At 43.4% G+C, this 24,533-nt stretch carries 23 protein-coding genes; 21 read left to right on the top strand and 2 right to left on the bottom strand.

Translation table 11 applies throughout. From position 1 onward, the window contains the following. Positions 1-543: 543 nt before the first annotated feature. The 3 genes from rimK to DFP81_RS16115 all read left to right on the top strand — a co-directional run bounded on the left by rimK (position 544) and on the right by DFP81_RS16115 (position 3,238). Positions 544-1,449, top strand: coding sequence for a 30S ribosomal protein S6--L-glutamate ligase (gene rimK / locus DFP81_RS16125; RefSeq protein ID WP_115898926.1), 906 nt, complete (start codon positions 544-546; stop codon positions 1,447-1,449). Further along, positions 1,449-2,477 (top strand): succinylglutamate desuccinylase/aspartoacylase family protein, encoded by a 1,029-nt coding sequence (locus tag DFP81_RS16120; protein ID WP_115898925.1) that lies wholly within the window; start codon positions 1,449-1,451, stop codon positions 2,475-2,477. Before rimK ends, DFP81_RS16120 begins: the two co-directional genes overlap by 1 nt. A gap of 146 nt (positions 2,478-2,623) precedes the next feature. Then, the gene (locus tag DFP81_RS16115; protein ID WP_115898924.1) at positions 2,624-3,238 is read left to right on the top strand and encodes a hypothetical protein; all 615 of its coding nucleotides are present in this window, start codon (positions 2,624-2,626) and stop codon (positions 3,236-3,238) included. Between the two features lie 598 nt (positions 3,239-3,836). Here the strand turns inward: DFP81_RS16115 and ppsA are convergent. After that, positions 3,837-6,233 (bottom strand): phosphoenolpyruvate synthase, encoded by a 2,397-nt coding sequence (gene ppsA / locus DFP81_RS16110; RefSeq protein ID WP_115898923.1) that lies wholly within the window; start codon positions 6,231-6,233, stop codon positions 3,837-3,839. Positions 6,234-6,437: 204 nt separating this feature from the next. Between ppsA and ppsR the strand changes: the two genes are divergently transcribed. The 18 genes from ppsR to DFP81_RS16020 all read left to right on the top strand — a co-directional run bounded on the left by ppsR (position 6,438) and on the right by DFP81_RS16020 (position 20,948). Next, a complete protein-coding gene (gene ppsR / locus DFP81_RS16105; protein WP_181903121.1) occupies positions 6,438-7,244 on the top strand; it encodes a posphoenolpyruvate synthetase regulatory kinase/phosphorylase PpsR in 807 nt (268 codons plus the stop codon). Between the two features lie 374 nt (positions 7,245-7,618). Then, positions 7,619-10,195, top strand: coding sequence for a ribonuclease R (gene rnr / locus DFP81_RS16100; protein ID WP_115898922.1), 2,577 nt, complete (start codon positions 7,619-7,621; stop codon positions 10,193-10,195). A 32-nt stretch (positions 10,196-10,227) separates the two neighbouring features. Next, the gene (rlmB, locus tag DFP81_RS16095) at positions 10,228-10,989 is read left to right on the top strand and encodes a 23S rRNA (guanosine(2251)-2'-O)-methyltransferase RlmB (RefSeq protein ID WP_115898921.1); all 762 of its coding nucleotides are present in this window, start codon (positions 10,228-10,230) and stop codon (positions 10,987-10,989) included. A 16-nt stretch (positions 10,990-11,005) separates the two neighbouring features. Continuing rightward, on the top strand, positions 11,006-12,073 hold the full coding sequence (gene cobT / locus DFP81_RS16090) for a nicotinate-nucleotide--dimethylbenzimidazole phosphoribosyltransferase (protein WP_115898920.1): 1,068 nt from the start codon (positions 11,006-11,008) through the stop codon (positions 12,071-12,073). Beyond that, entirely contained in the window at positions 12,060-12,836 is a 777-nt protein-coding gene (gene cobS / locus DFP81_RS16085; RefSeq protein ID WP_245959198.1) for an adenosylcobinamide-GDP ribazoletransferase, read from the top strand. Before cobT ends, cobS begins: the two co-directional genes overlap by 14 nt. Further along, positions 12,833-13,420, top strand: coding sequence for a histidine phosphatase family protein (locus DFP81_RS16080; RefSeq protein WP_115898919.1), 588 nt, complete (start codon positions 12,833-12,835; stop codon positions 13,418-13,420). Before cobS ends, DFP81_RS16080 begins: the two co-directional genes overlap by 4 nt. A 42-nt stretch (positions 13,421-13,462) precedes the next feature. Further along, positions 13,463-14,077, top strand: a complete 615-nt coding sequence (locus DFP81_RS16075; protein ID WP_115898918.1) for a trimeric intracellular cation channel family protein — start codon at positions 13,463-13,465, stop codon at positions 14,075-14,077. Between the two features lie 3 nt (positions 14,078-14,080). Then, a complete protein-coding gene (cobO, locus tag DFP81_RS16070) occupies positions 14,081-14,680 on the top strand; it encodes a cob(I)yrinic acid a,c-diamide adenosyltransferase (protein ID WP_115898917.1) in 600 nt (199 codons plus the stop codon). Further along, positions 14,674-15,726, top strand: coding sequence for an endonuclease/exonuclease/phosphatase family protein (locus tag DFP81_RS16065; protein ID WP_115898916.1), 1,053 nt, complete (start codon positions 14,674-14,676; stop codon positions 15,724-15,726). The genes cobO and DFP81_RS16065 overlap by 7 nt, the downstream gene beginning before the upstream one ends. 127 nt (positions 15,727-15,853) lie before the next feature. After that, a complete protein-coding gene (locus DFP81_RS16060) occupies positions 15,854-16,297 on the top strand; it encodes a tetratricopeptide repeat protein (protein WP_115898915.1) in 444 nt (147 codons plus the stop codon). Between the two features lie 10 nt (positions 16,298-16,307). Then, the gene (locus tag DFP81_RS16055; RefSeq protein ID WP_115898914.1) at positions 16,308-16,532 is read left to right on the top strand and encodes a hypothetical protein; all 225 of its coding nucleotides are present in this window, start codon (positions 16,308-16,310) and stop codon (positions 16,530-16,532) included. Continuing rightward, positions 16,513-17,016 (top strand): superoxide dismutase, Ni, encoded by a 504-nt coding sequence (sodN, locus tag DFP81_RS16050; protein WP_115898913.1) that lies wholly within the window; start codon positions 16,513-16,515, stop codon positions 17,014-17,016. The genes DFP81_RS16055 and sodN overlap by 20 nt, the downstream gene beginning before the upstream one ends. Before the next feature lie 82 nt (positions 17,017-17,098). Further along, the gene (locus DFP81_RS16045) at positions 17,099-17,416 is read left to right on the top strand and encodes a S24/S26 family peptidase (RefSeq protein WP_115898912.1); all 318 of its coding nucleotides are present in this window, start codon (positions 17,099-17,101) and stop codon (positions 17,414-17,416) included. 145 nt (positions 17,417-17,561) lie between these two features. Next, positions 17,562-18,179, top strand: coding sequence for a YitT family protein (locus DFP81_RS16040; RefSeq protein ID WP_115898911.1), 618 nt, complete (start codon positions 17,562-17,564; stop codon positions 18,177-18,179). Positions 18,180-18,324: 145 nt separating this feature from the next. Then, on the top strand, positions 18,325-18,855 hold the full coding sequence (locus tag DFP81_RS16035) for a GNAT family N-acetyltransferase (protein ID WP_115898910.1): 531 nt from the start codon (positions 18,325-18,327) through the stop codon (positions 18,853-18,855). A 31-nt stretch (positions 18,856-18,886) separates the two neighbouring features. Further along, the gene (locus DFP81_RS16030; protein ID WP_115898909.1) at positions 18,887-19,576 is read left to right on the top strand and encodes a 16S rRNA pseudouridine(516) synthase; all 690 of its coding nucleotides are present in this window, start codon (positions 18,887-18,889) and stop codon (positions 19,574-19,576) included. A gap of 44 nt (positions 19,577-19,620) precedes the next feature. Continuing rightward, on the top strand, positions 19,621-19,992 hold the full coding sequence (locus tag DFP81_RS16025; RefSeq protein WP_115898908.1) for a DUF2750 domain-containing protein: 372 nt from the start codon (positions 19,621-19,623) through the stop codon (positions 19,990-19,992). 311 nt (positions 19,993-20,303) lie between these two features. Beyond that, complete coding sequence (locus DFP81_RS16020) at positions 20,304-20,948, top strand: TetR/AcrR family transcriptional regulator (RefSeq protein WP_115898907.1); 645 nt, start codon at positions 20,304-20,306, stop codon at positions 20,946-20,948. 74 nt (positions 20,949-21,022) lie between these two features. On the opposite strand, the gene DFP81_RS16015 is transcribed toward DFP81_RS16020, so the two are convergent. Then, the gene (locus DFP81_RS16015; protein WP_115898906.1) at positions 21,023-24,481 is read right to left on the bottom strand and encodes a PAS domain-containing hybrid sensor histidine kinase/response regulator; all 3,459 of its coding nucleotides are present in this window, start codon (positions 24,479-24,481) and stop codon (positions 21,023-21,025) included. Between the last annotated feature and the right edge of the window lie 52 nt (positions 24,482-24,533).

Raw genomic sequence — 24,533 nt, 5'->3', positions numbered from 1 at the left:
CATAATCAGCGGCTCGGTTGAATCCAATAGCAATCTGAATGTCATCTATCGGCCTTAAGCTGAGGTTTTCTCATGTGTAAAAATTGCTTAATCATCGACTTTCAAAAGGAAGTTACTACTTTGCTTTCGAATACTGATGGCTAATCAGTATATTTTTGGTTTCATGAACACCGAATGGTTTCAATCGAGAGCGTAATGGCCGCTTGTATTAAGCTAATAATATGCCTGTCTCGATTTAGTAAAGGGGGGCAGATACCTTAAAAAGTCGAGTTACATTTAGCTATCTAGGTTTCTTGATGAGTTTTTAATTTTTTATTCAGAATGTTTCTTTTAAAGCATGGTGGTGAATTAGGCTTTAATCTATTTCATTGTTTACATAGCTAAATTAGAAATACAGGACAATGGTTTTGTGAATAGTTGCATTCTCAACGAAATTTTACTTTCTTAGTGTTGAGTTATTCTCTATTCTCGCGCTCGTGTTACAAGCCTATTTTTCTAAGAAGATTTTAACCTAAAGATTCTTTTTCTGTTCAAGGAACATTCATGAAAATTGCTATTCTATCTCGTAACCCTAACCTTTATTCCACTCGGCGTCTGGTCGAAGCTGGTGAACAGCTCGGCCACGAGGTAGATGTGATCGACACTATGCATTGTTATATGGACATTACTAGTAACAGTCCTTCCGTACGCTACGATGGAAAGCCTTTACCAAAATACGATGCTGTTATTCCTCGTATTGGCGCTTCGGTTACTTTTTATGGAACCGCGGTAGTTCGTCAATTTGAGATGATGGGAACCTATAGTATTAATGAGTCTGTCGCTATCAGCCGTTCTCGAGATAAATTGCGTTCGTTGCAATTAATGTCGCGTAAAGGCTTAGGCTTGCCAAAGACTGGTTTCGCTCATCACCCTGATAAAATTGGCGATTTGCTTAAGAATGTTGGTGGTGCTCCGGTAGTTATTAAGCTCTTGGAAGGCACCCAAGGGATTGGAGTGGTATTAGCCGAATCGAATAAAACGGCGGAGTCGATCATTGAAGCTTTTATGGGCTTAAAAGCCAATATTTTGGTTCAAGAGTACATCGAAGAAGCAGGAGGGGCTGATATTCGCTGTTTAGTTGTCGGCGGTAAAGTCATTGCAGCAATGAAACGTCAGGGAGCTGAAGGGGAGTTTCGTTCAAATTTGCATCGTGGCGGCACTGCTTCTCTAGTGAAATTGTCACCAGAAGAGCGTAAGACAGCTGTTGATGCTGCAAAAGTTATGGGGCTGAATATGTGTGGTGTGGATATCCTACGTTCAAATAATGGGCCTCTTATTATGGAAGTTAATTCCTCCCCTGGTTTAGAAGGGATTGAGTCAGCAACAAATAAAGACGTAGCAGGGATGATCATAAATTACATCGAAAAATCAGCGACTAATGGAAATACTAAAACCAAAGGTAGAGGTTAATGAGTAACTCTATTTTAACGATTGATGGTATTTCTATTGGGATGGGTGAAACCAGAAAAATTAAATTACCCATTGTTAAGCTATATACTGATACAAATATGTCGATGCCTGTATTTGTTAAAAGAGGGAAAAGAACAGGACCAACGCTCTTTGTTAGCGCTGCGATACATGGTGATGAGTTAAATGGCATTGAGATCATTAGCCGTTTAATTCAAAGCAAGTATTTGGATCGTATACACGGTACCTTTATTGCCGTTCCTGTTGTAAATGGTTATGGGGTGTTAAATCAGAGCCGTTATTTACCGGACAGGCGCGATTTAAATCGTTCTTTTCCTGGTTCTAAGCGGGGCTCTCTGGCTGGCCGCATCGCAGACAGGTTTTTAGGTGAGATAGTGTCTAAAGCAGACTATGGAATTGATCTACATACAGGAAGTTTGCATCGCAGTAATTTACCTCAAGTGCGTGCCAATTTAGCGGATCAAGAGACATTGGAAATTGCGACAGCATTTGGTGTTCCCGTGATTTTAGATTCAAATCTGAGAGATGGATCGTTAAGGGAGTGTGCTAATGATGTGGGAGCCAAAGTGATTTTATATGAAGCAGGTGAAGCACTTAGGTTTGATGAGCTGTCTATTCGAGCTGGTGTAAAAGGCATTATAGGTGTGATGAGACATCTAGGAATGCTACCAAAATCGCGCAGTAAAAAATCACTTTCTGAGCCAAGGATTGCTCGTAGTAGCAGCTGGATTAGAGCAACAGACAGTGGTTTTACAACGCACATTAAGTCGCTTGGGGATGTGGTAGAAAGCGGGGATCTTTTAGCTCAAATTAAGGATCCTTATGGTGAAGTATTGGACGATGTGGTTTGTAATAATGGCGGCATTATTATAGGAAAGCAAAATATACCATTGGTCCAAGAAGGTGATGCTATGTACCACATAGCGCATTTTTCTTCGCCTAGTAAAGTGGCAGAGTATGTAGGAAATATGCAAGATGAATTGATGGAGAATGAGAGAAACCGAAGTTGAAAGAATTCTTTTTATTATCTCAATTAGAGCCTAAGTGTTATTAAACTCTATTCAATAGGGGAACATTTTAGAAAGTATAATAGAAGTGTCGTTTTTATTACTGATTTTGGTTATTATCCAGCAAAATTATTGCAACGGGCTTTTTTATGTTTTTATTGCGAGCTTTTATATATCTCATTTCTTTGGCTGGGGTTGGCTACCTTATTGGGCTAGAGGGATATGAATTTAAAACATTAGCAGCTTATAGTGAGCACACACTTACTGAGCATATGCAAGATGCTATGACATTCTTAAGTTGTATGTTGTTTCTTTATGCTTCACGAATTGATCCTAAACTCAAAATTGCAGGCACTATGCTGGCGGCTTTGTTGGCTATGATGTTTGTCAGAGAGTCTGATGCTCTTCTTGATCAATACGTGTTTGATGGTGCTTGGCAAACGATTGTTTATTTAATCTTAGGTACCGTGTTGGTTTCTTTGTGGGGTAAATTTTCACACATCTACCCTTCACTTAAAGCTTATTCAGAAACAGCCTGTTACGGTACTTGTTTATCGGGCATTGTCATTGTGTTAGCTTTCTCACGCATGATGGGGCGAAACTCCTTTTGGACATCCGTGATGGGGGATAACTACATGCGTGTGGTTAAAGATATCGTGGAAGAAGGAACAGAAACCCTTGGTTATACTTTGATCCTTATTTCTGCTATTGAGCTTGTTTTAATTTGTCGTAGAAACAGAGCTCGAGCACTCGCTGTAAACTGATTTTTGCGGTTAAAACAGACTAAAAAAACGCCCAATGATTTTCATTGGGCGTTTTTTTTGGCCTAGCGCAGGTGGCATACCCGTCAGGTTGAAAGAAATCTGTCTCACCCCGACTGAGGGGAAGAGAATCCGAATCCAATGTGAGTGCTGCAGAAACGATAGCAGGTTAGCAGTACACAACGTAAGTGAACCTGTATCGACAGTTTAGGTGGGTAACTGTGCAAAATAGCGTAAAGCCCAATATTCAGCCAGACCTAAGCTGTGTTTGAGGGGAGGATTACCAATGGAAGTTTGTATGAGCCGTATACGAAGTCCGTACTACGGTTCTGTGACAGGGAGAGGGGCTACTCCTCTCGAGATATAAGTTTTTGAGCGGCATAAAAGCACTGTATCAGCCAGATGACATCCAGTTGTAACTTACTAGCAGCTATTTTTATTCAAGGGTAGGGATAGCTTGATGGCTCTATAAAAGTGCCAGTTCGCTTGATGATTAAGGGAGGATTATTTGTTGGGTTATCAGTTTTAATAGAGAAAAAAAGCCCCGCAAAGCGGGGCATAAAACTAGAGAGTGACGTTACAATAACGTTACTGGCCGTGACTAAACGGCATTCTGACTTAATGCCGTATTTTCCAATACTTCATTAAGGTGCAGCCAGGTTTCAACGACGGTATCTGGGTTGAGAGAGACACTCTCTATCCCTTGAGCTACGAGCCAATCAGCAAAATCCGCATGGTCTGATGGGCCTTGGCCACAGATTCCTACGTACTTTCCTTTTTCTCGGCAAGCTGATATCGCCATTTTAAGCAGCTTTTTCACTGCTGGATTTCGTTCATCAAATTTATCCGCGATTAAGCCTGAATCTCTATCTAAGCCTAATGTTAATTGTGTCAGGTCATTTGAGCCGATGGAGAAACCATCAAAAAACTCTAAAAACTCATCTGCTAACAAAGCATTTGAAGGCAGTTCACACATCATGATGACTTTCAATCCATTTTTGCCGCGTTCTAGGCCTTGTTCAGCAAGCAGTTCTGTAACTTGTTGGGCTTCTTCTAGAGTTCGGACAAAAGGAATCATGATTTGCACATTGGTTAATCCCATCTCGTTACGGACACGACGAATCGCTTCACATTCCAAAGCGAAACAATCGCGGAATGAGTCGTCGATGTAGCGTGCTGCACCACGGAAACCAAGCATTGGGTTTTCTTCGTCTGGTTCGAATAAAGGACCACCTACTAAGTTGTGGTACTCATTTGATTTAAAATCTGACAAGCGGACGATAACTGGCTTTTGAGAGAAAGAGCAGGCAAGTGTGGCAACACCTTCCACCAGTTTATCAACGTAAAATTCAACAGGTCCTTGGTAGCCGGCGATACGGTGATCAATTTCTTCTTTCACTGATGCTGACATTTGTTCGTAATTCAATAGTGCTTTCGGATGAATGCCAATCATGCGGTTAATAATAAATTCTAAGCGGGCTAAACCTATGCCTGCATTTGGCAGCATTGCAAAGTCAAAAGCGCGGTTTGGGTTACCTACGTTCATCATGACTTTAACTGGCAGGTCTGGCATATTGCCGACTTCGGAGGTAATAACATCGAACTTCAATTCGTCTTGGTAAACAAAGCCCATGTCTCCTTGAGCACAAGACACAGTGACTTTTTGACCATCTTTTAGTACTTCTGTGGCATCGCCACAGCCCACCACAGCAGGGATACCCAACTCACGAGCAATAATAGCTGCGTGACAAGTACGACCACCTCGATTGGTAACAATCGCAGATGCTCGTTTCATGATAGGCTCCCAATCTGGGTCGGTAATATCTGTGACCAAAATATCACCCGGTTGGATGCGGTCCATTTCGGTAATGGAAGACAGCACCTTGACTTCGCCACTACCAATTTTATGACCTATAGCACGGCCTGTGATGAGCACAGATGAGGTTTCTTTAAGAGAGAAACGTTCCATGCTTTGAGCATTAGCCTGACTGCGCACGGTTTCTGGGCGCGCTTGAACTATGTATATTTTTCCATCGATGCCGTCTTTAGCCCATTCAATGTCCATCGGGCGCTCGTAATGCTGTTCTATGATGCATGCTTGACGCGCAAGGTCTTCTATTTCTTCATTGCTTAAGGCAAAGCGGTTTTGATCGTCTAGAGCGACAGGAACAATGTCGACGAATTCGTCACTGCCGGCTTCAGCGTACTCCATTTTTTGAGCTTTAGAGCCTAATGATTTACGGACAACAGCGGGTCGTTGTGCTGCAAGTGTGGGTTTATGCACATAGTATTCATCTGGGTTTACAGTACCTTGTACAACCATTTCTCCTAGACCGTAAGCGGCAGTAATAAAGACCACTTCATCGAAGCCTGATTCAGTGTCTAGGGTGAATAGTACGCCTGATGCGCCTATGTCACTGCGAACCATTTTTTGAATCCCAGCAGACAGCGCAACGCCTTTATGTTCAAAACCTTGGTGTACTCGGTAAGAGATAGCGCGGTCGTTATATAAAGAAGCAAAAACACGCTTAATGGATGCTTTAATGTCGGCGAGGCCTTTTACATTCAAGTAGGTTTCTTGTTGTCCTGCAAAAGAGGCATCAGGTAGGTCTTCTGCAGTGGCTGATGAACGGACGGCAAAAGATGTATCGTCAGCATTATCATCACATAAAACTTTGAAGGCTTGCTCTATTTCAGCATCAAATTCTGGAGAAAAAGGCGTTTCTTCGACCCACTGACGGATTTTTACCCCGGCTTCAGCCAGAGCGTGCACATCATCAATATCTAGGCTGTCGAGTACTTGATGAATTTTGGCATCTAATCCACTTTCTTCAAGAAAGCTTTGGTAAGCATAAGATGTAGTGGCAAAACCATTTGGTACTTGAATACCAAGCTCTGTCAGATTAGAAATCATTTCTCCTAAAGAGGCGTTTTTACCACCTACTTCAGCGACGTCTTCCAAACGAAGATCTTTGAACCACTTTATAAAATTGCTCACACGGGACTCCCAAATAGTTACCTGATTAGCTTCTTTTTTTATAACGACGGCAAGGCTTTAGTTTGTCTTTGATGACTTGTCAAAGCACTGTGTCTAGAGTCATTGTATGTAGCGCAAGGACATGGAATAAAATCGATTATTCGATGTTGTTTTATTTCAATTGAAAAATTAAATGTTGTTACATAACAACAAAATGAGAAAAATATGATGAAAGTGTATTTCGTTTCAGATGGTACTGCGATCACGGCAGAAGTGTTTGGATCCGCTATGTTATCTTTTTTTGATGTGGCGGTAGAGACCCAAAGTGTGCCTTTTTTAACCACCATGGACCAAGCCAATGGGTTAAAACAACAGATCAATTTAGAAGTAGAGTCCAAAGAGCCACCTTTGGTTTTCTATACTATTTCAGACATTCATATTCGTGATGTCATTCAGTCGTGTGATTGTCATTGTTACAACTTATTTGGTGACCTTTTGTTACCGATTGAAAAAGCCTTGGGGGTGCCTGCTCAACCCACAGCGCAAAAAGCTCATGGTATGAAGGAGGGGGTCTATGATGGGCGAATAGACGCGATAAACTATGCGCTTGCGAACGATGATGGAGTATCTATCAAAAATTTCGATGAAGCGGACATCATCTTATTAGGGGTGTCGCGATCAGGCAAAACCCCAACCAGCTTATACCTCGCAATGCAGTATGGTATCAAGGCCGCTAACTACCCGATTACCGAAGATGATTTCTCCTCACCTGGCTTGCCTAAAGCCTTAAAAGCACACAAGAAAAAGCTGTTTGGCTTAACCATAGACCCAGACAGGTTGCATGAAATACGAACCGGCAGAATGGCGGCAAGCAAATATGCCTCACCGCGACAATGTCGCTATGAACTTGAAGAAGTAGAGTCTTTATACCGTCAAGAGCGGATTCCGTTTTTGAACTCAACTAAGCTGTCTGTGGAAGAAATTTCCACCAAAGTCATGGCAGAAATGCATTTGGTTCGCCATAGGCAGTAGCTTTAGTCTGTAAAAGCTATCGAATTATTCGATGTATTAGTTGTTTTTGTTCAAAATGCGACCAAAAGCTTATAAAAAAAATTAAAATCGTCGAAAAAGTTTCATTTTGATTTGTTATAAGCAGCTTATAAGGACGCCGATAGCGCCTATTTTGTTGTGGAATTACAAGAGACAGCAGTGCGACATTGCTTGTTTGTGTCAAGGGACGCTTTCAGCTAAAGAGTATTGAGTGATAATGCTCTATAATGACACCAAATTAGACTCGTTCGTCACTTGGTCAATAGATCAACGACGGCAAATGTTCTAAGCGATACGTTGTTAAAGCTTGTTTATATAAAGTGCGGCGTATTGAATAAACCAAGGATAAATATACATTGAGTAATAAAAATATTAACGACCCACATAAACAGCGAGAAGCTTCTAAGTACGATAATCCGGTACCGAGCCGAGAGTTTATTTTAGAATTTCTGACCTCTAAGAATGCTAGCCTCGGCCATTTAGAGTTATGCAAAGAGTTTGCCCTGACTGGTGATGATCAGATAGAAGCGTTACGTCGCCGCTTGATTGCCATGTGTCGTGATCATCAGCTTACGAGCAACCAAAATGATCAATATACTCCTATTTTAGAAAGCGATTTAATTGAAGGCTATGTACAAGGCAACAAAGAAGGCCATGGCTTTCTCTTGCGTCAAAGTGATGATGATATTTTCCTTTCCTATCGCCAAATGCAAAATGTCATGGACGGCGATAAAGTTAAGGTTCGTTTATCTGGACGCAGCGTGAAAGGCCGCTTAGATGGCGTGGTGGTGGAAGTCATTGAACGCAAACATAGCCAGCTTGTTGGTCGTTATTACGAAGAAAGCCGTACTGCTTTTGTAACTCCTGAAAACCCTCGTATTTCACAAGATATTTTGATCGGCAAAGACTCTGCGATTACGCCTAATCATGGCCAATACGTGTTAGTTGAAATCGTCAATTACGCAGAGCGTGGTAAACCTGCTAGAGGCATAGTGAAAAAAGTACTTGGCGACTTTATGGCGCCAGGGCTTGAAATCGACGTGGCTATTCACCGTTATGAAATCCCTAGCGAATGGCCAAAAGCGGTTGAAAAACAAGTACAAAACTTCACGACAGAAGTGGCGGAAGAGGACAAAGCACACCGTGTGGATTTACGTGATATGCCGTTTGTTACCATTGACGGTGAAGACGCTCGTGATTTCGACGATGCTGTTTATTGCGAAAAGACGCCGGGTGGCTGGAAATTATTTGTTGCTATCGCCGATGTGTCGCACTACGTGAAAAAAGACACGGCTTTGGACGAAGAGGCGATTGTGCGAGGTAACTCAGTATACTTCCCAGGTCGAGTTGTGCCTATGTTGCCAGAAGTTCTGTCTAACGGCTTGTGCTCTTTAAACCCAGATGTGGATCGTTTGGCGATGGTAGCTGAGGTCTCTTTGACGACCAAAGGCAAAATGCGCGGTTACAAGTTTTATGAAGGTCTGATTAAGTCTCATGCGCGTCTTACCTATACCAAGGTAGCGAAAATGATCGCGGCAGAACCGGAAGATGACGGCCTCGAATTGCGCGAACGTTATGCCCCTATCGTTTCTCATATTGATGCTCTAAATGGTCTGTATCATGTTTTAAAAGGTGCCCGTGATGAGCGTGGTGCAATGGAGTTTGATACCGTTGAAACTCGTATGGTCTTCGACGAGAACTCCAAGATAGATCAGATTGTCCCTGTTGAGCGTAATGATGCTCATAAATTGATCGAAGAATGTATGCTGTGTGCGAATGTTGCCGCGGCAGAGTTGTTGATTAAGGCAGATTTGCCTGCGTTATTCCGTGTTCATGAAGGACCTAAAGAAGATCGCTTATTGACCTTGCGTTCCTACTTAGGTTTGTTGGGGCTTGAGTTGACAGGTGGCTTAAAACCTACACCCAGTGATTACGCGGTATTGGCTGAGCAAATTAAAGACCGTGCTGATGCTCGTAGTATTCAAGTTATGTTGTTGCGTTCTATGTCCCAAGCGGTTTATCAGGCGGATAATCTAGGCCATTTTGGTTTGAATTATGAAGCCTACACGCACTTTACCTCTCCGATTCGTCGTTATCCTGATTTGTTAGTGCATCGTGCGATTCGCTACCTTATTCGTGGAGAAGGACGACCTGTTGTACGTCAAGCCCACAGAGTGGCAGGTAGCCCAACACTGAAAGAGCGAAAAATATACGGCTACGATCAAGCGGATATGGACGGATTAGGTGACTCTTGTTCGGTTACTGAACGCCGTGCCGACGAAGCGACACGTGATGTAGAAGCTTGGTTAAAGTGTCAGTATGTAGAACAACATTTAGGTGAAGCCTTTGATGGTGTTGTGACAGCAGTGACCTCGTTCGGTTTGTTTGTCGAGCTGCAAGGCCTGTTTGTTGATGGTTTGATTCACATTTCTGGGTTAGGACAAGATTACTTTGTTCATGATTTAGAGCATCAAGCGATTATTGGTGAAAGAACAGGGCGCGTGTACCGCCTAGGTGATCGCCTTAAAGTGAAGGTGGCAAGCGTTAATCTAGAGCAGCGTAAGATTGATTTAAGCTTGGATGATGCTCAACCTCGCCCACGTAAGAAGGTCGAGCGCAACGATGTGTCTGAGCTTGAAATGCAATTAGCGCAACTGCCTCCGATTGAGTTAGGGGGACGTGCGAAACCGAAACAAGTAGCACCTAAGAATTCACAAGGCGAGGCTGAAAAAGGCGCTCAAGACAGTAAAGAAGGTGAGAAAAAGCCTAGGACAAAAAAACGTCGAGGCCCATCTAAAGGCAAGCAAATTCGTCAAAAGAAAAGTGCTCAGAGCGCAGCCAAAGCCAAGCCTGCTTCAGCGGTAAAAAAGGCCAAAGCCAAAAAGCCAAAGAAAGCGAAAAAGAACAACGCCAAGCCTCGTGCTCGCGATTAATTGATTTATCCGATTAGAGTAAAAACGTCATAATGTCAGATTTAGAATGGATTTACGGTATTCATGCCGTAGAAAATGCCTTGTCACAGCAACCAGAGCGAATTAAAGAAGTACGCTTTCAAGAAGGCCGTGATGACAAGAAAACACAGCGCCTAATGCAGCTGTGTAAAGCTAATAAAGTGCGTTACAGCCAAGTGGCGCGTCGCGACCTTGACCAGCTTTTTAGCAAAAATAAGGAACGTGTTGTACACCAAGGTGTTGTGGCTTATACCACCATGACCAAAGCAGGTAACGAAGGCGACTTGCATAGCTTAGTAGAAGGGCTTGATGAGAACCCACTGATTATTATTTTGGATGGTGTAACGGACCCTCATAACTTAGGAGCATGTTTACGAAGTGCAGACGCTGCTGGTGCGCATGCGGTTGTGATGCCAAAAGACAATTCGGCGCCTTTGAATGCCACGGTAAGTAAAGTGGCGTGTGGGGCAGCAGAAAGTATTCCTGTTTATGCGGTGACTAACTTAGCTCGTACGATGAAGAAGTTGCAAGACCAAGGCGTTTGGATCTTTGGTACCGCAGGAGAAGCGACGCAAACAGTTTATGAGCAAGACTTCACCATTCCGACGGCCATCGTAATGGGAGCAGAAGGGGATGGCATGCGCCGCTTGACACGTGAGCAATGTGATTATCTTGTTAAGTTACCGATGGCGGGAGTTGTATCCAGTTTAAATGTCTCGGTAGCAACAGGGATTTGTTTGTTTGAGGTCGTGCGCCAACGTGCCCAAAAAGCATAAGGTTAAGGAGACAAGGGTGTTTGAGCAGTTTTCTATTGAGGCGCCATCGTCCTTATTCAACCAAGATTTACAGCATAAAATTGATAATAAGACAAAGCCCTTAGGGGCTTTAGGTGTATTAGAATCCTTAGCTTTTCAGCTTGGCAGAATCCAAACCAGCCTGACCGTTGATGTATCTAAGCCTAAGATGATTGTTTTCGCTGGGGATCATGGTGTCGTTGCTCAGGGGGTCAGTTTATACCCTCAGGAAGTGACACCACAAATGGTGATGAATTTCTTGCATGGTGGAGCTGCTGTTAGCGTATTTTGCGCACAGCATAAGGTGCCATTACAAGTTGTAGATGTAGGCGTTAATGCAGAGTTAGAAGACCATCCATTATTAGCTAAGCGCAAAGTTGCGTTTGCCACCAATGACTTTAGCCAAGCACCCGCGATGACCTCTCAGGCACTTTCATTGGCGATTCAAGCTGGTGTTGCTGAGGTAGATAATGCGCTGGATAATGGCGTCAACTTATTAATGTTTGGCGAAATGGGGATAGGCAATACCTGTGTTTCATCTTGTATGATGACGGCATTGATGGGAATAGATCCAGAACAAAGTGCTGGTCGTGGTACTGGTTTGGATGAAGGGGGCGTCTCTAAAAAAGCTCAAGTGATAGCGCGCTCTTTAAAGCGTGCTGAAGAGCAAACAGGGCTTCCCATGGCGATGTGGGATGCTCAAACCTTGGCCGAACAGGTCGGCGGGTTTGAAATTCTGGCTATGGCAGGGGCGATGCTCCAATCTGCTCAGCGTAAAGTTGCATTTGTAGTGGATGGCTTTATTTGTTCTGTTGCTTTGTTGTTTGCACAAAAAGTTGCGCCACATGTGCGTGAATATGCGATTTTTGCGCATCAATCAAATGAGAAAGCCCACAAATCACTCTTGGATGCTCTTCATGCAGAGCCTATTTTGGCGCTGGATTTGCGACTAGGTGAAGGTTCAGGCGCGATCTTGTCTTATCCCATTATTCAAAGTGCCGCGCTCTTTTTAAATAACATGGCAAGCTTTGAAAGTGCAGGTGTAAGCGACGGTGACAATATTTAACCCCCATTGGCAGGGCTTCAAACGTAGCCTTGTTACCTATACTCGTCTCCCAATGAAAGTAGATTGGAGTGATGACATAAAGCACACCCCAGCGGTGTGCTTTTTACCTTGGGTAGGCATTATTGTCGCTTTAGTAAGTGCTTGGCCATTGTGTTTCTCTGGATTACCAAGCACGATCCAAGCTGTATTTATGCTTTTGACCGCGGTGTTAATCACGGGTGGCTTTCATGAAGATGGCTTGATGGATGCGTGTGATGGTTTAGTGGGGGGCTGGAACAAAGAGCAACGCTTAGAAATAATGAAAGACTCTAGGATTGGCAGTTATGCCGCCTTGTCTATTTGGTTTTCTTTAATGTTGAAATGGCTGCTGTTAAGCCAAGTTCTTACCTATTTTTTAGATGGTTATGGTCATTCTGGCTCAGCATTAATGGCCTGGATTGCCATGCATTGTTTGGCTCGGTTAACCCCATTGTTACTGATGAATTCAATGGAGTACGTCTCTTTTGGTAAGAGTAAAGCCGCTAGCATGATTGCGAAATTGACCATACCTCAATGGGCGCTGGCTGTGTTGCCGTGTCTCTTAATACTGCTTGTAGATTTCTCTTATCTGATCAAAGCGCTGCTTGTTTTGGTCGGGCTGGTGTTTGCTTGCCGCTACTATTTACAGCGTCGTATTGGGGGCTTTAATGGTGATACATTAGGGGCGATAGAGCAGATTAGTGAAGTGTTAGTTCTGCTGTGTTTGATGGATGCCTTAGCATGAAGCTGTATTTGATCCGTCATCCGAGGCCAGATGTCGAAAAAGGGCTTTGTTATGGGCAAACAGATGTGCCCTTGGCACCAGGGTGGATGTCCGATGCGGCGCATTTAAGCCAGTACCTTGAGCAACGAATTACAGCTGATAATACGGTGTTTTATCATAGCCCATTAAAGCGAGCTGCTAAGCTTGCGAGTTTTATTAGCCAAGATCATTCGCGTATGAGTGAGGCGTTGAAGGAACTTGATTTTGGGCTCTGGGAAAAACAGCTATGGCGGAATATTCCTAGAGAGTCGATCGACTTATGGTTTAACAATATGCTTCATGCTGCACCCTATCAAGGTGAGTCTCTTCAGGCGTTGGCAAATCGAGTATGGGGCTGGTGGTTAGCGCGACAAAAAAGCGATGTGGAGCACTTGGTTGTGGTGACCCATGCAGGTGTGATTAAAGTATTGGTAAGCTTGTTGTGCCAGTGGCCGCTGGAGCAAGCCCATCGTATCGATGTTGGCTTTATGAGTGTGACAGAGCTCTATATTCAAGATGACTATATTTCTCTAAAGCGTTTAGGCGCTGGCGATTGGGTCCTCTAAATCCCTTCAATAGAACATGATAAGAACAGAGAAAATGACACTATGCTGTTATATATTTTAGGTATGATAGGCATTGCAGCGTTTGCAATAACTGGGGTTATATCGTCAGGAAAGCGAGATATGGACCTTTTTAGTATCGTCTTGTTAGGCATGGTGACCTCCTTAGGAGGAGGGACGATTCGAGATACTATATTGGGCGTTGAAGATGTTTACTGGGTGAAGGACACTTCTTACCTTTGGGTTGCATTCTTGTCTTCTCTTTTTGCCTTTTTCGCAGTGCGTATTATTAATGATCGGCAACGGGTGTTTCATTATGCGGATGCCTTTGGTTTAGCCCTATTTACAGTAGTGGCAACCGAGCGAGTATTGGATCTTGGTTTCTCTCCCACTATTGCTATTACAATGGGCGTGACAACAGGGGTCGCCGGCGGGATTATTCGTGATCTAGTGAGTAATCGACCGCCGATGGTATTAGGGCGAGAGTTTTATGCGACGCCCGCTTTTATCGGTGCAGTGCTGCTAGTGCTTCTTCAAAAAAACATACCTTCACATGAATATAACTCGATTTACGCCGTGGCTCTGATCTTTATACTCAGGTTGTTCGCGATCCATAAAGGCCTCTATTACCCTAGCTGGCTGCTATATAAGAAGAGATAACAGATGACTGAACTTGATGGGAAAGAAGAAGCACGTTTATTAAAGAAGAAAGCCGTGGTGGATCAGCGTATTGCTGCTGCAACAGAAGAGCGTGGCGTTACTATTCTTCTTACTGGCACAGGTAAGGGCAAAAGCTCCAGTGCCTTTGGTACCATGGCAAGAGCATTAGGACATGGTCAAAAGTGTGCGGTTATTCAGTTTATCAAAGGCCGTAAAGCAACCGGAGAACAGTTGTTTTTTGGTGAGCATCCGAAGGTTGAATTCCATGTGATGGGCCATGGCTTTAGCTGGGAAACCCGTAACCCTGAGTTAGAAAAGCAAGCCGCTGAGCAGGCGTGGGCGCTAGCAAAGCAAGTCTTGTCTAACCCAGACATACACTTTGTTCTGCTCGATGAAATTACCTATATGTATAAATATGGTCATTTAGATGAAGCGGATTTATTAGCCGCATTGGAGGCACGTCCTGCTCATCAAAATGTCATGATGACAGGCAGAACGGCACCGCGAGCATTGCTGGACAGTGTTGATACACACAGTAAAGTGGCAAACGAGCGTCATGCTTTTGCTAATGGAGTGAAAGCGCAAGCAGGCATCGAATGGTAGTTCGCATTGCGAGCTACAATACTGCACTCAGCCGCTCTCATCAGGGGGCACTGCTAACCGCTATTAAATCTGGGAGAGATAAGCAGGTATTGGCTACGGTAGCCTTGTTACAGCATATTCGCCCAGATATTATCTTGCTCAATGAGGTGGATTTTGACCCTAGTGGTCAAGTGGTTGCCTTGTTGCAGCAGGCGCTTCGACAGCCCAGCTCATACCCTGCGATAGATTATCCCTATGCATATTGCCAAGCCGTTAATACTGGTATGCCTTCTGGCCGTGACTTTGACAAAGATGGTATCGCCTCTAACCAAGCAAATGATGCTTTAGGCTATGGCCTGTTTCCAGGGCAATATGGCATGCTTTTATTGTCACGCTTTCCTATTGATACCTGCGCATCACGGACCTTCAAGTCTTTTCTTTGGCAAGACATGCCAGCCCCATGTTTACCAAAAGATGCTCAAGGGAAACCATGGTTTGATGTCGAAGATATGGCGGTATTACCATTATCTTCAAAGTCTCATTGGGATGTGGCGGTCAATGTAGAAGGTAGAGTGTTGCGCTGTTTATGTTCACACCCTACACCTCCCGTGTTTGATGGAGAGGAGAGGCGCAATGCTTGTCGTAATCATGATGAAATTCGTTTCTGGACAGACTATTTGTCTTCTGAATCCTACTTTTATGATGATCAAGGTCGATATGGCGGTCTGGAGCAGGAAGACTTTGTGTTGCTTGGGGATTTAAATGCATCTCCTGTAGAGGGTGACTCTTATCGTCAAGCGATCGTTAACCTATTACATCACCCCAAAATGTCTCAATGTGCTTTTCCTGAAAGCTTAGGTGCCGCTGAACACACTACCGCAATCAACAAAAGTATCACTAAACATCACACCGCTGTTTGGCGCATGCAAGCAGACTATGTTCGTCCAAGTCAAACGCTTTCCCCCTCCAATCAAGCTGTTTTCTGGCCTTCAAAGAGGAGTCGTGCTGCACAGTTATTAGAGCATACCTCTGATCATAGGCTTGTCTATCTCGATCTTCATTTGTAAAAAAGCATACCAAATGAGATTTATTCTCAATAATGCTGGATTTTTCTCTGCTCTTTGATGATAATGATTCTCGTTACTTTGTTTTATTCATTTATTAGTATGACAATCAACCAAAGTGGAGATGATTATGCAGTACTGGGAAAAGTTAACTAGAGAAGCCAATCAAGCCTATTTCAAGCACGCTTTTTCTGATGCGGTAGATCTGAACCGAAAAGCCTTGGCAAAAGTTGAAAATGACTTTGATTGCGGCTTTTATCAAGACCCCGAATCTTATGTGTCTGCTGCGGTGGTCAGTTATTTAAATATTGCTGAAGCGTTTGTTGCATTAGGTGACTATATCTCAGCCAATTTGCAATATGAAAATGCGACGAACTTCTTACAGGCAATTTTGACTCGCCCTGATTTGGCTGACGAGCAGCGTAACTTGATTATGCGAACCGCTACTCATATTCGCTTTGAATGGGATCTGTTTAGCCAAAGCCATAATGCTAAGTTGAAAGCGCAAAGTAAGGTGTTAATGCAAGCAATAGCGCAGGCAACCTCTTATTCGAAAGCCGTGGTACGTCACTAGGAGCTGAGGCATGAAAAAAAAGGCTGTCACAGCGTGTTGGAGTTTATTAGCCAGTTTGGTTGCTGATTATGCATTTGCTCAAGCAGGTGAGGGTAATGTGTTACTGACTTTCCATAATGTGGCGTTTTTCTTAGTCGGCCTTTTTTTAGCTGCAGGTGTCTACTACAAGCAATTTTTAATGAGAAGAAAAAGTAAAACTAAAGGACGCGTTCACCATGATGCATCAGATGATTAAACTGTTAGACAGAGTCGTTGGCTTTAAACAAGCCCAAGCACATTGCGATATTCCTTGTAAAATTTATGACCCTTCAGGGGCATTGCTTGCCGCATTGAGTTGTGTCCGTATGATCGACCTGATTCATGAAGTCGGAGATGGCATGAGTCTATCTGTGTCGGATGTGGCAAAAATTTCACGCTTAGTACGTGAGAAAGAAAAAACCTGTAACGATGTTAAAGACGAAGTTCGTATCATTTGGGGGGATTACTTCAAGTCTGCACAGTTTGAGCAGGTAGAGGGAATGCACGCAATGGTACACGATATTATGGTACAGGCTTCCAAATGCAAACAAGGAATAGATCGTGCTGACAGCGAGGCATTGGTGGAAAAAATCAACCTATTCGCTGAAGCATTTTGGCTGACAAAAGGAGTCTCGACTTATCGTGCACCTTGTCCTTATCCGCCTGCTTTAGAAACCGTATACCCAGATCTAATGTCCTAAAATAGCGGGATGGTTTTAAGCTCAAAATAGACAAGCCATATTGTTAGTTTGATTAACAGGATTATTAGCTGAGAGAGGGATTATGTTTCGTCTAATTAAAGTGCTGGGCAATAGCATGGTGCCACGACTGTATGATGGGGACTTTGTTTTTATAAGTCGTTTTTACCGGACTCTAGAAGTAGGTCATCTTGTTGTTGTGGATCATGCTTTGTATGGCCTTATCCTAAAAAAAGTATTGCATATCGCCCCTGATGGGCAACTGTGGCTGGGTGGAGAAAATAACCAAAGCCTGCAGTCTGAGCGTATTGGCTGGGTGTCTTCTAGACGAGTGGTCGGTAAAGTTGTGATCTCTATCTGTGCTCAGCGACCTACTGCAGTGATGATTGAAGGGCAAAAATAGCCCGAAACAAGTGTACAGAAAACAATACACTTTTAAGTTTGGGGCGGAAAATAGAGAGTGACTCAAGAGTTGGTCTTCAGGCTAGGTTTCTCTAAAATTTACGTATTCATCACGTTTATTTTAATTCCTATTTGAAGAGAAACTTATGTCGACTAGTGCAACAATCTCCAAACGCCATACACGAATAGAAGATATTCAGGCGCTTGTTATTGGTACCATGATAATTGCTTTGGGAGTGAACTTTTTTACTCAAGCTGGTTTATTGACTGGTGGCACCGCAGGTATGGCATTTCTATTACAGTACACAACGTCCTTTAGCTTTGGGGAAGCCTTCTTTTTAGTCAATATTCCCTTTTACTTATTGGCCATCAAACACATGGGTTGGGAATTTACCCTGAAGACATTTTCAGCCGTGTTCTGTGTGTCTCTGTTTTCAGACCTCACTCCTAAATTTATCTCTTTCAACAGCATCGAGCCGATTTACGCTGCATTAGCGGGTGGTTTCCTGATGGGAGTGGGCTTTTTGATGCTGTTTAGACACAATGCCAGTTTAGGTGGAGTGAATATTTTAGCGCGTTATATTGCTGAAAAATATGGTGTTTCTTTTGGTAAGTTTCAAATGGCAGTAGATTGCACGATTGTAGCCTTGTCTGTTTTTGTGGTGGATATCTACTTGATTGCTATTTCAATTATCGGCGCCATTGCGCTGAATATTATCCTCGCAGTGAATCATAAGCCTGGACGCTATATGGGCAACATGTGACAGCGGAATATTGTCTTTAGCAATAAGGCGGCCTATGGCCGCCTTATTTATTGGTATCAAGCTTATGAGCTTGAGGTTATAGCGTTTCTAATACAAGCGGCCTCAGGTATTATAGCAATTTGTAAATGAAAGAAGGACACACGGTTTGGAGCTACTCAAAGTAGATGATCTTAACCCTTACCTAAATGACCTGGTTGAGCTGCTGTGTGACGCAGTAGAATCGGGTGCCCCTATTGGTTTTTTACCACCACTTAGTGAGCCTGAAGCGAAAGCCTATTGGCTGTCTATTAATGACGAATTACAGGTTAACTCTCGACAAGTATTATTAGTGCGTGAAGAGGATAAAATTGTTGGCAGTGTACAGATTGCCATGTCCCCTAAGGCCAATGCTTTGCATCGATGTGATGTGGAAAAGTTAATGGTACATACTCAAGCTCGAGAAAATGGTTTAGGCAGTATCTTGATGCAGGGGGTTGAGCGTGTTGCCGCCGCTATGCAGAGGCAGTTATTGATATTGGAAGTAAGAAGCGACGATATTGCCTATGATATGTATGTTAAATTGGGGTTCACCCCATTTGGTGAAGTGCCGAACTACACAAGAAGCGCTAATGGTGCGCTGCATAATTCCACTTTTTTCTTTAAAGAAATAGAGCTGACACACGAAGTTTTCTCTTAAATCGATCGATTAAGCATAGGTGTATACCCCTTTGAGACTAGATTTTTATTTATCCCATGTAACGGACCTTGCTCGTAAGGCTTCCAAAATAGCAGCAGCAAAAGGTCGCGTTACCGTCAATAGCGAGATTATAAAAAAAGCAAACTATACGGTACAAGAAACGGACATTATTTGTTTAGACGGCGAGCGTCTTGCTTGGCCATCTGAGGGTTATTATCTAGTTCACAAACCTGCGGGCTATGTTTGTGCAACAGAAGATGCGGAACACCCAATTGTCTTAGATCTACTTCCTTCACATCTTGGCCAAAGCTTAAAAGTGGTAGGGCGTTTAGATAAAGACACTACAGGCTTGTTATTACTGACCACTGATGGGCAATGGTTACATCGTATCACTTCCCCTAAGAAGGCTTGTAATAAGCGTTATCGGGTAACTTTAGTCGATGAGATTGATGACGCAGCGCTAGCACAGCTTGAAAAAGGCGTGTTGCTAAATGGCGAATCCCAACTCACGTTGCCGGCGGTGGCTGAGCGTATTTCAGAGAAAGAAATATGGTTAACCATTCAAGAAGGTAAGTATCATCAAGTAAAACGTATGTTAGCAGCGGTGGGCAATAAAGTTGTTATGCTACACCGAGATCAAATTGGTGAATTAATGTTAGATGATGCCTTAGCTCCGGGTGAGTTTAGAGCATTAACCGAAGACGAAGTCGGCTATTTCTAACGACTATAATCGTATTTTAGCTATTGATAAGCGAGAGAAAACACATGACTACTGAATTGTCTATGGATGAGCGCGTCCAGTTATTGGTTGCATCCGATAATGAGCGTTTAGACTACTTTGTTGAAAAAGTAAAAGAAACGCAAACCGTATGGAGCCTGAGTAATGAAGACGGCTTTGTCATGGTGGAAACCGACGAAGGGGATTGTGTGATGGTTTGGCCTGATGCTGAGTTTGCAGGGCAGTGGGCGGTTGATGATTGGGATGATTGTGAGCCTGTCGCGGTTGAAATGGCAACCTTTATGACGGAATGGTTGCCCAGTTTGGCGATGGATAAGATTACCCTAGCAGTGTTCCCAAATATCGAAGATGAAGGCAAATTGTCTACAGCAGATGAGTTGAAAGCACTGCTTGCTTAGTTCCTATTATTAACAAATCATGCCGGCTAGCCTAGAGGCGAACCGTCGATATTGCGAGTTGACAGGGAAAGTCGAACAGAGCATCTGCCTAGCGTATTTCAAAAGTGGCAAGGCAGAGGCTTAGTTGGGCTCTTCCCAAGTTTGTTCGACTGTTCTCAGCCATGCTTATTCAGCGCTCTGCTGACACTCTTTGTCGAGTGCTGAATATAGATTCGCTTATCGCCTACCATTATGCATAATATTCGTTTCCCCCCCTTTATGTAAGCGATAGTTTACAGATATTGATTGTATGATAAGGATGAATTCCAATAATGAGCAAGCGCCAAAGTAATCGAGAGGAGATTTTCACTCGGATTTTAGAAGCCGCTGAGATTGAGTTTGGTCTAAAAGGGTATAGTGGTGCGAGTCTGCAACATATAGCCGATCGCGCAAACCTACCTAAACCTAATATTGTTTACTACTTTCAATCTAAGTCCAATCTATATAAGCAGGTGCTAAATCAAATTTTAATGGATTGGAATGATTTATTTGATCAAGCAACCGTTAATGATGATCCCGCTGTTGTGCTAGACAACTTTATCCGAGAAAAACTAGAGCTGAGTTTTACTAATCCTCGTTCATCACGCATTTTTGCAATGGAAGTGATTGGTGGGGCTACTCATATTGGAGACTATTTAAAAGGCGATTTAGTGCCTTGGCTTAGTTCTCGTGTTGAAGTGATTCAAGGTTGGATAGATGCTGGTAAAATGCGCTCAGTTGACCCAACGAGTTTGATTTTTATGATCTGGGCAACCACTCAGCACTATGCTGACTTTGAAGCACAGATATTGGCTCTGACGAATAAACAAGCTTTAGTAGAAGAAGACTTACAACGTATCGGGGATACTGTTAGTAGTATTATCTTAACGGGCGTGGGATTGGTTGTGCCATCAAAACCTACAAGTACTGATGCATAGCGCAAGCTGAAAAACGGATTTTCTCACCTTGTATTAGTGTGACTAGGGTGTGGCCTCTGGAGAGGGAGCTGAATTTATTGTGCTCCCTCTCTTTGTTTCTGAATGTGTTGAATAAGAGAGCGAAGTTTTGCTGGTTTAGCTGGCTTAGCCATATAAACCACATTGTTTTGTTTACAGCGCTCGATTAGTCCAGGCTCCTGTAATGCGGTAATGAGTACAGCGGGTATCTCTTTATTGGCCTTATCACGTAATGCGCTAATCAGTGAGAGACCATCTTGCTCTTGGTCTAGCTGATAGTCGACAAGCAGCAGTTCTGCCTCGCCTTCTGCTTGCTTCGCTTGTTTGACGCTCTCAAACGTAGTGCACTGGCATTGCCAATGGCTTAATAGTGTTTGCATTGCCGCGAGATTCTTTTTGTCATCATCAATACACCATATTAAGCAACTAGCAGGCGAATCATTCACACTGTCGTCCGTCAGTCGTTTGTCTTCTATCTGTTTTATCGGTTGTTTAGAGAGTGGAATAAGAATGCCGAAGCAACTGCCTTTGTCTGGCACTGAGCGAGTTTGGGTTTCAAGTCCAAGCTGTTTCTGTAAACGTCGAACTAATCCAAGCCCCAGCCCCATGCCCTGTTCTGTGGTGTTTTCCCAACGATAAAAGTCCTCGAAGATTTTGCTTTGTTGTGTTTCTGGAATACCTATTCCGGTGTCCCAAACCTGTAGCAATACATGGTTCTTACGGCGCCGTGTACTGAGTAGTATCTGTCCTTTGGCGGTATATTTGACGGCATTGGAAACAAAGTTTTGAATGATACGGCGTAAATAAATAGGGTCGCTATGAACTCTAAAAGGTAAAATATGTGTCGATAAAGAAACAGATTTATCTTCTGCAATCACACCAAACTCGGCGACGATAGGCGCTAATAGGTCCGCCAAATCACAATCGGTTAATCTAGGTTTAATGGCACCTTGGTCAAGACGCGCAATTTCAAGTAAAGTGGAAATAAGGGATTCTGTGGATTCTAATGTGTCCGACAGTTTGCTAACTATTTCCCTCGAGTCTGAGGGCAAATCACTTGAATCTAGTACACCCATATAGAGTTTCGCCGCATTAAGGGGCTGTAAGATATCGTGACTGGCAAGAGCGAGGAATTCTGTTTTTGAGGCGTTAGCGTGTTCTGCTTCTGCTTTGGCTTTAATCAATGCTTGCTCGGCGTTATTGCGGCGTGAAATTTCAGCCATCAGCTCTTGGTTGATACCTTGTACTTCAACCGTTCGAGCTTCAACCCGTTTTTCCAAATCAATGTTAGCTTCTTTGAGCGCTTGTTGACTTTCAATATGCTCAGTAACATCGGTAAAGCTGGTAACAAAACCGCCATCGGGTAAGGGGTTTCCTACCATTTCAATAACGCGACCGCTGGCCCGACGGCGCAAGAAACGATGGCCTGACCCTTTACGTAAGTAATCTAACCGCCGATTAACTAGCTCTTCTATATCACCAACACCGCATTCGCCACGCTCTGCGTTGTAGCGAATGAGTTTTTCGACCGGAAGGCCAATTTTCAACATGCCCTCTGGGTAGGGATAAAGAGACAAATACGTTTTATTCCAAGCGACCATTTTTAGGTCTTTATCGACGACGCTGATGCCTTGATCAAGGTTATCCATAGAAATAAACAGCAAGTTTTGGCTGAACTGGATCGCTTGAGTCGTTTCATCGAAGTAGGTCACCATTTCTTCCACTTTGATTTGTTTGTCGACCAGAATGGAGTTGATGATGGTGCGTGCTGAGGAACCGCCCAACACGCCGCCTAAAATACGTTCACAATAGTCAATAAATAAGCGATTAGGCGCGGCATTAGGTGGTAGCGTTTGATTATAGTCGTACTCGAATGTGTGTTTAACTTGCTGGCTTTTTTGTGTCCCCAAAAAGGTTTCTAATAAGACAAATAAATCACTGTTTAAGGCTTTGCTTTTAGGTTTAAAAAAACGCTTTTCCAGTTCGGCGCTAGGGCTGACAAAAGCCGTTGCTTGGATCCTGTCTATTAAGCGTTCTGAGGATAAAAGAGAGCCGCCAATATAGCCAATGATATTAGCAACTAAGCTGATGAAAGCGCCATAGCTCAGTAAATTAGAACGTGATTCTGGGTTGTCCAATGCCCAATTCATATTGCCTGTAAGCGGCATCATGAGTAATAAAATCCAGCATAAAAAGCCGAGCGTTAAGCCAGTATAAACACCGTAAGCATGACCACGTTTCCAGTATAAGCCCCCCAATACGGCAGGTAAGAGTTGAAGCACCAAAGAAAAGGCGACTAATCCAGTGCCAGCAAGAGATTCATTGTTGGCCATTTTCTGATAATAAAGAAAGGATAAGATTAAAATACCGGCCATCGCAAAGCGACGTATCATTAAAATACGACGCCGATAAATTGGTAAACCTTGCTGTTGAGTACTAGCACGAGCCAAGATTAAAGGGAGAATAACGTCATTGCTAATCATGATACTTAGCGCAAAAGTCGCGATAATAATCATTGCCGTGGTTGCTGACATCCCCCCTAAGAAAATGAGCATTTGCAGTGCTAAATTATCAGATGCTAAAGCAAATTGAATTACATAGGTGTCTGCGTTGATATTACCAGCAAACAAACTTTGCCCTGCAATCGCCAGCGGTGGAATGATAAGCGCAAAGATCAGTAAGTAAAAAGGGAAGAGAAACCTTGCCATGTTGGATTGGCTGTTGTCTTGATGATCAACCACAGTAACGTGAAATTGTCTTGGTAGACAAACAACGGCAGCAGCAGACATCAGTGTTTGCATTGCAAAAGAAAAAGATAATAGTTGATCGGTACGCCATGCGCTTAAGTCGATAGAAAGCTCAGTCCAACTGGGAGCTGAGTGTTTCATCATAATGATCGCCACAATGCCAACAGCCACAATAGCAATCAATTTAAAGAGTGATTCTGCACCTATAGCAAGCATCATCCCTGAGCGGTACTCTGTTACTTCAACCTTACGTGTGCCAAATAGCATGGCAAAGATACCAATAAGAATAGTGGCGACAAATACGACGAGATTGGCAGAGGATTCTTCTTGGTTCACAAATAAAGCGAAGTTGGAACCAATGGCCTTTAATTGTAGGGCGATATAAGGAATGATAGCCAGCATAGCGATTAAGATCACAAGTGGCGCGGTCATAGGACGCTTGCCATAGCGAGAAGAGATGAAATCTGCAATGGAGGTGATATTTTGCTTGCGACTGACGGCAATCATTTTGCGGATAAAAGGAAAGGCAAAAAGATAAAGCAGGATAGGGCCGAGTAAAACGGGCAAATAATTCCAGCCAGAGCGCGACGCTTCACCAATGGCACCGTAGAAGGTCCATGCGGTGCAATAGATCGCTAAGGAAAGGCTGTAAACTAGGGGGTGGCGAGTCAGTTTTTTTGCAATAGGTGTGTCTTTATCGCCCCATATTGCGATCCAGAATAATCCTAAGATATAGAGGATGGCCAGTAGAATCCAAAAAACCGTCATCGATTGAACTACCTTTCCTTCGACTTGTCATGATTGTAAATAGAAAACCAAT

It is taken from the genome of Marinomonas pollencensis, from assembly GCF_003387375.1.
Lineage (GTDB): Bacteria > Pseudomonadota > Gammaproteobacteria > Pseudomonadales > Marinomonadaceae > Marinomonas > Marinomonas pollencensis.
This window is presented reverse-complemented; position numbering and strand designations above follow the sequence as displayed.

Excerpts from the sequence above, each read along its gene's own strand:
- DFP81_RS16120 (WP_115898925.1), top strand. The coding sequence starts at position 1,449 with ATGAGTAACTCTATTTTAACGATTGATGGTATTTCTATTGGGATGGGT.
- DFP81_RS16075 (WP_115898918.1), top strand. The coding sequence starts at position 13,463 with ATGCTGTTATATATTTTAGGTATGATAGGCATTGCAGCGTTTGCAATA.
- sodN (WP_115898913.1), top strand. The coding sequence starts at position 16,513 with ATGATGCATCAGATGATTAAACTGTTAGACAGAGTCGTTGGCTTTAAA.
- DFP81_RS16115 (WP_115898924.1), top strand. The coding sequence starts at position 2,624 with ATGTTTTTATTGCGAGCTTTTATATATCTCATTTCTTTGGCTGGGGTT.
- ppsR (WP_181903121.1), top strand. The coding sequence starts at position 6,438 with ATGATGAAAGTGTATTTCGTTTCAGATGGTACTGCGATCACGGCAGAA.
- DFP81_RS16020 (WP_115898907.1), top strand. The coding sequence starts at position 20,304 with ATGAGCAAGCGCCAAAGTAATCGAGAGGAGATTTTCACTCGGATTTTA.
- DFP81_RS16060 (WP_115898915.1), top strand. The coding sequence starts at position 15,854 with ATGCAGTACTGGGAAAAGTTAACTAGAGAAGCCAATCAAGCCTATTTC.
- rimK (WP_115898926.1), top strand. The coding sequence starts at position 544 with ATGAAAATTGCTATTCTATCTCGTAACCCTAACCTTTATTCCACTCGG.
- DFP81_RS16025 (WP_115898908.1), top strand. The coding sequence starts at position 19,621 with ATGACTACTGAATTGTCTATGGATGAGCGCGTCCAGTTATTGGTTGCA.
- DFP81_RS16015 (WP_115898906.1), bottom strand. The coding sequence starts at position 24,481 with ATGACGGTTTTTTGGATTCTACTGGCCATCCTCTATATCTTAGGATTA.
- rlmB (WP_115898921.1), top strand. The coding sequence starts at position 10,228 with ATGTCAGATTTAGAATGGATTTACGGTATTCATGCCGTAGAAAATGCC.
- cobO (WP_115898917.1), top strand. The coding sequence starts at position 14,081 with ATGACTGAACTTGATGGGAAAGAAGAAGCACGTTTATTAAAGAAGAAA.
- DFP81_RS16065 (WP_115898916.1), top strand. The coding sequence starts at position 14,674 with ATGGTAGTTCGCATTGCGAGCTACAATACTGCACTCAGCCGCTCTCAT.
- DFP81_RS16045 (WP_115898912.1), top strand. The coding sequence starts at position 17,099 with ATGTTTCGTCTAATTAAAGTGCTGGGCAATAGCATGGTGCCACGACTG.
- DFP81_RS16040 (WP_115898911.1), top strand. The coding sequence starts at position 17,562 with ATGTCGACTAGTGCAACAATCTCCAAACGCCATACACGAATAGAAGAT.
- DFP81_RS16055 (WP_115898914.1), top strand. The coding sequence starts at position 16,308 with ATGAAAAAAAAGGCTGTCACAGCGTGTTGGAGTTTATTAGCCAGTTTG.
- DFP81_RS16080 (WP_115898919.1), top strand. The coding sequence starts at position 12,833 with ATGAAGCTGTATTTGATCCGTCATCCGAGGCCAGATGTCGAAAAAGGG.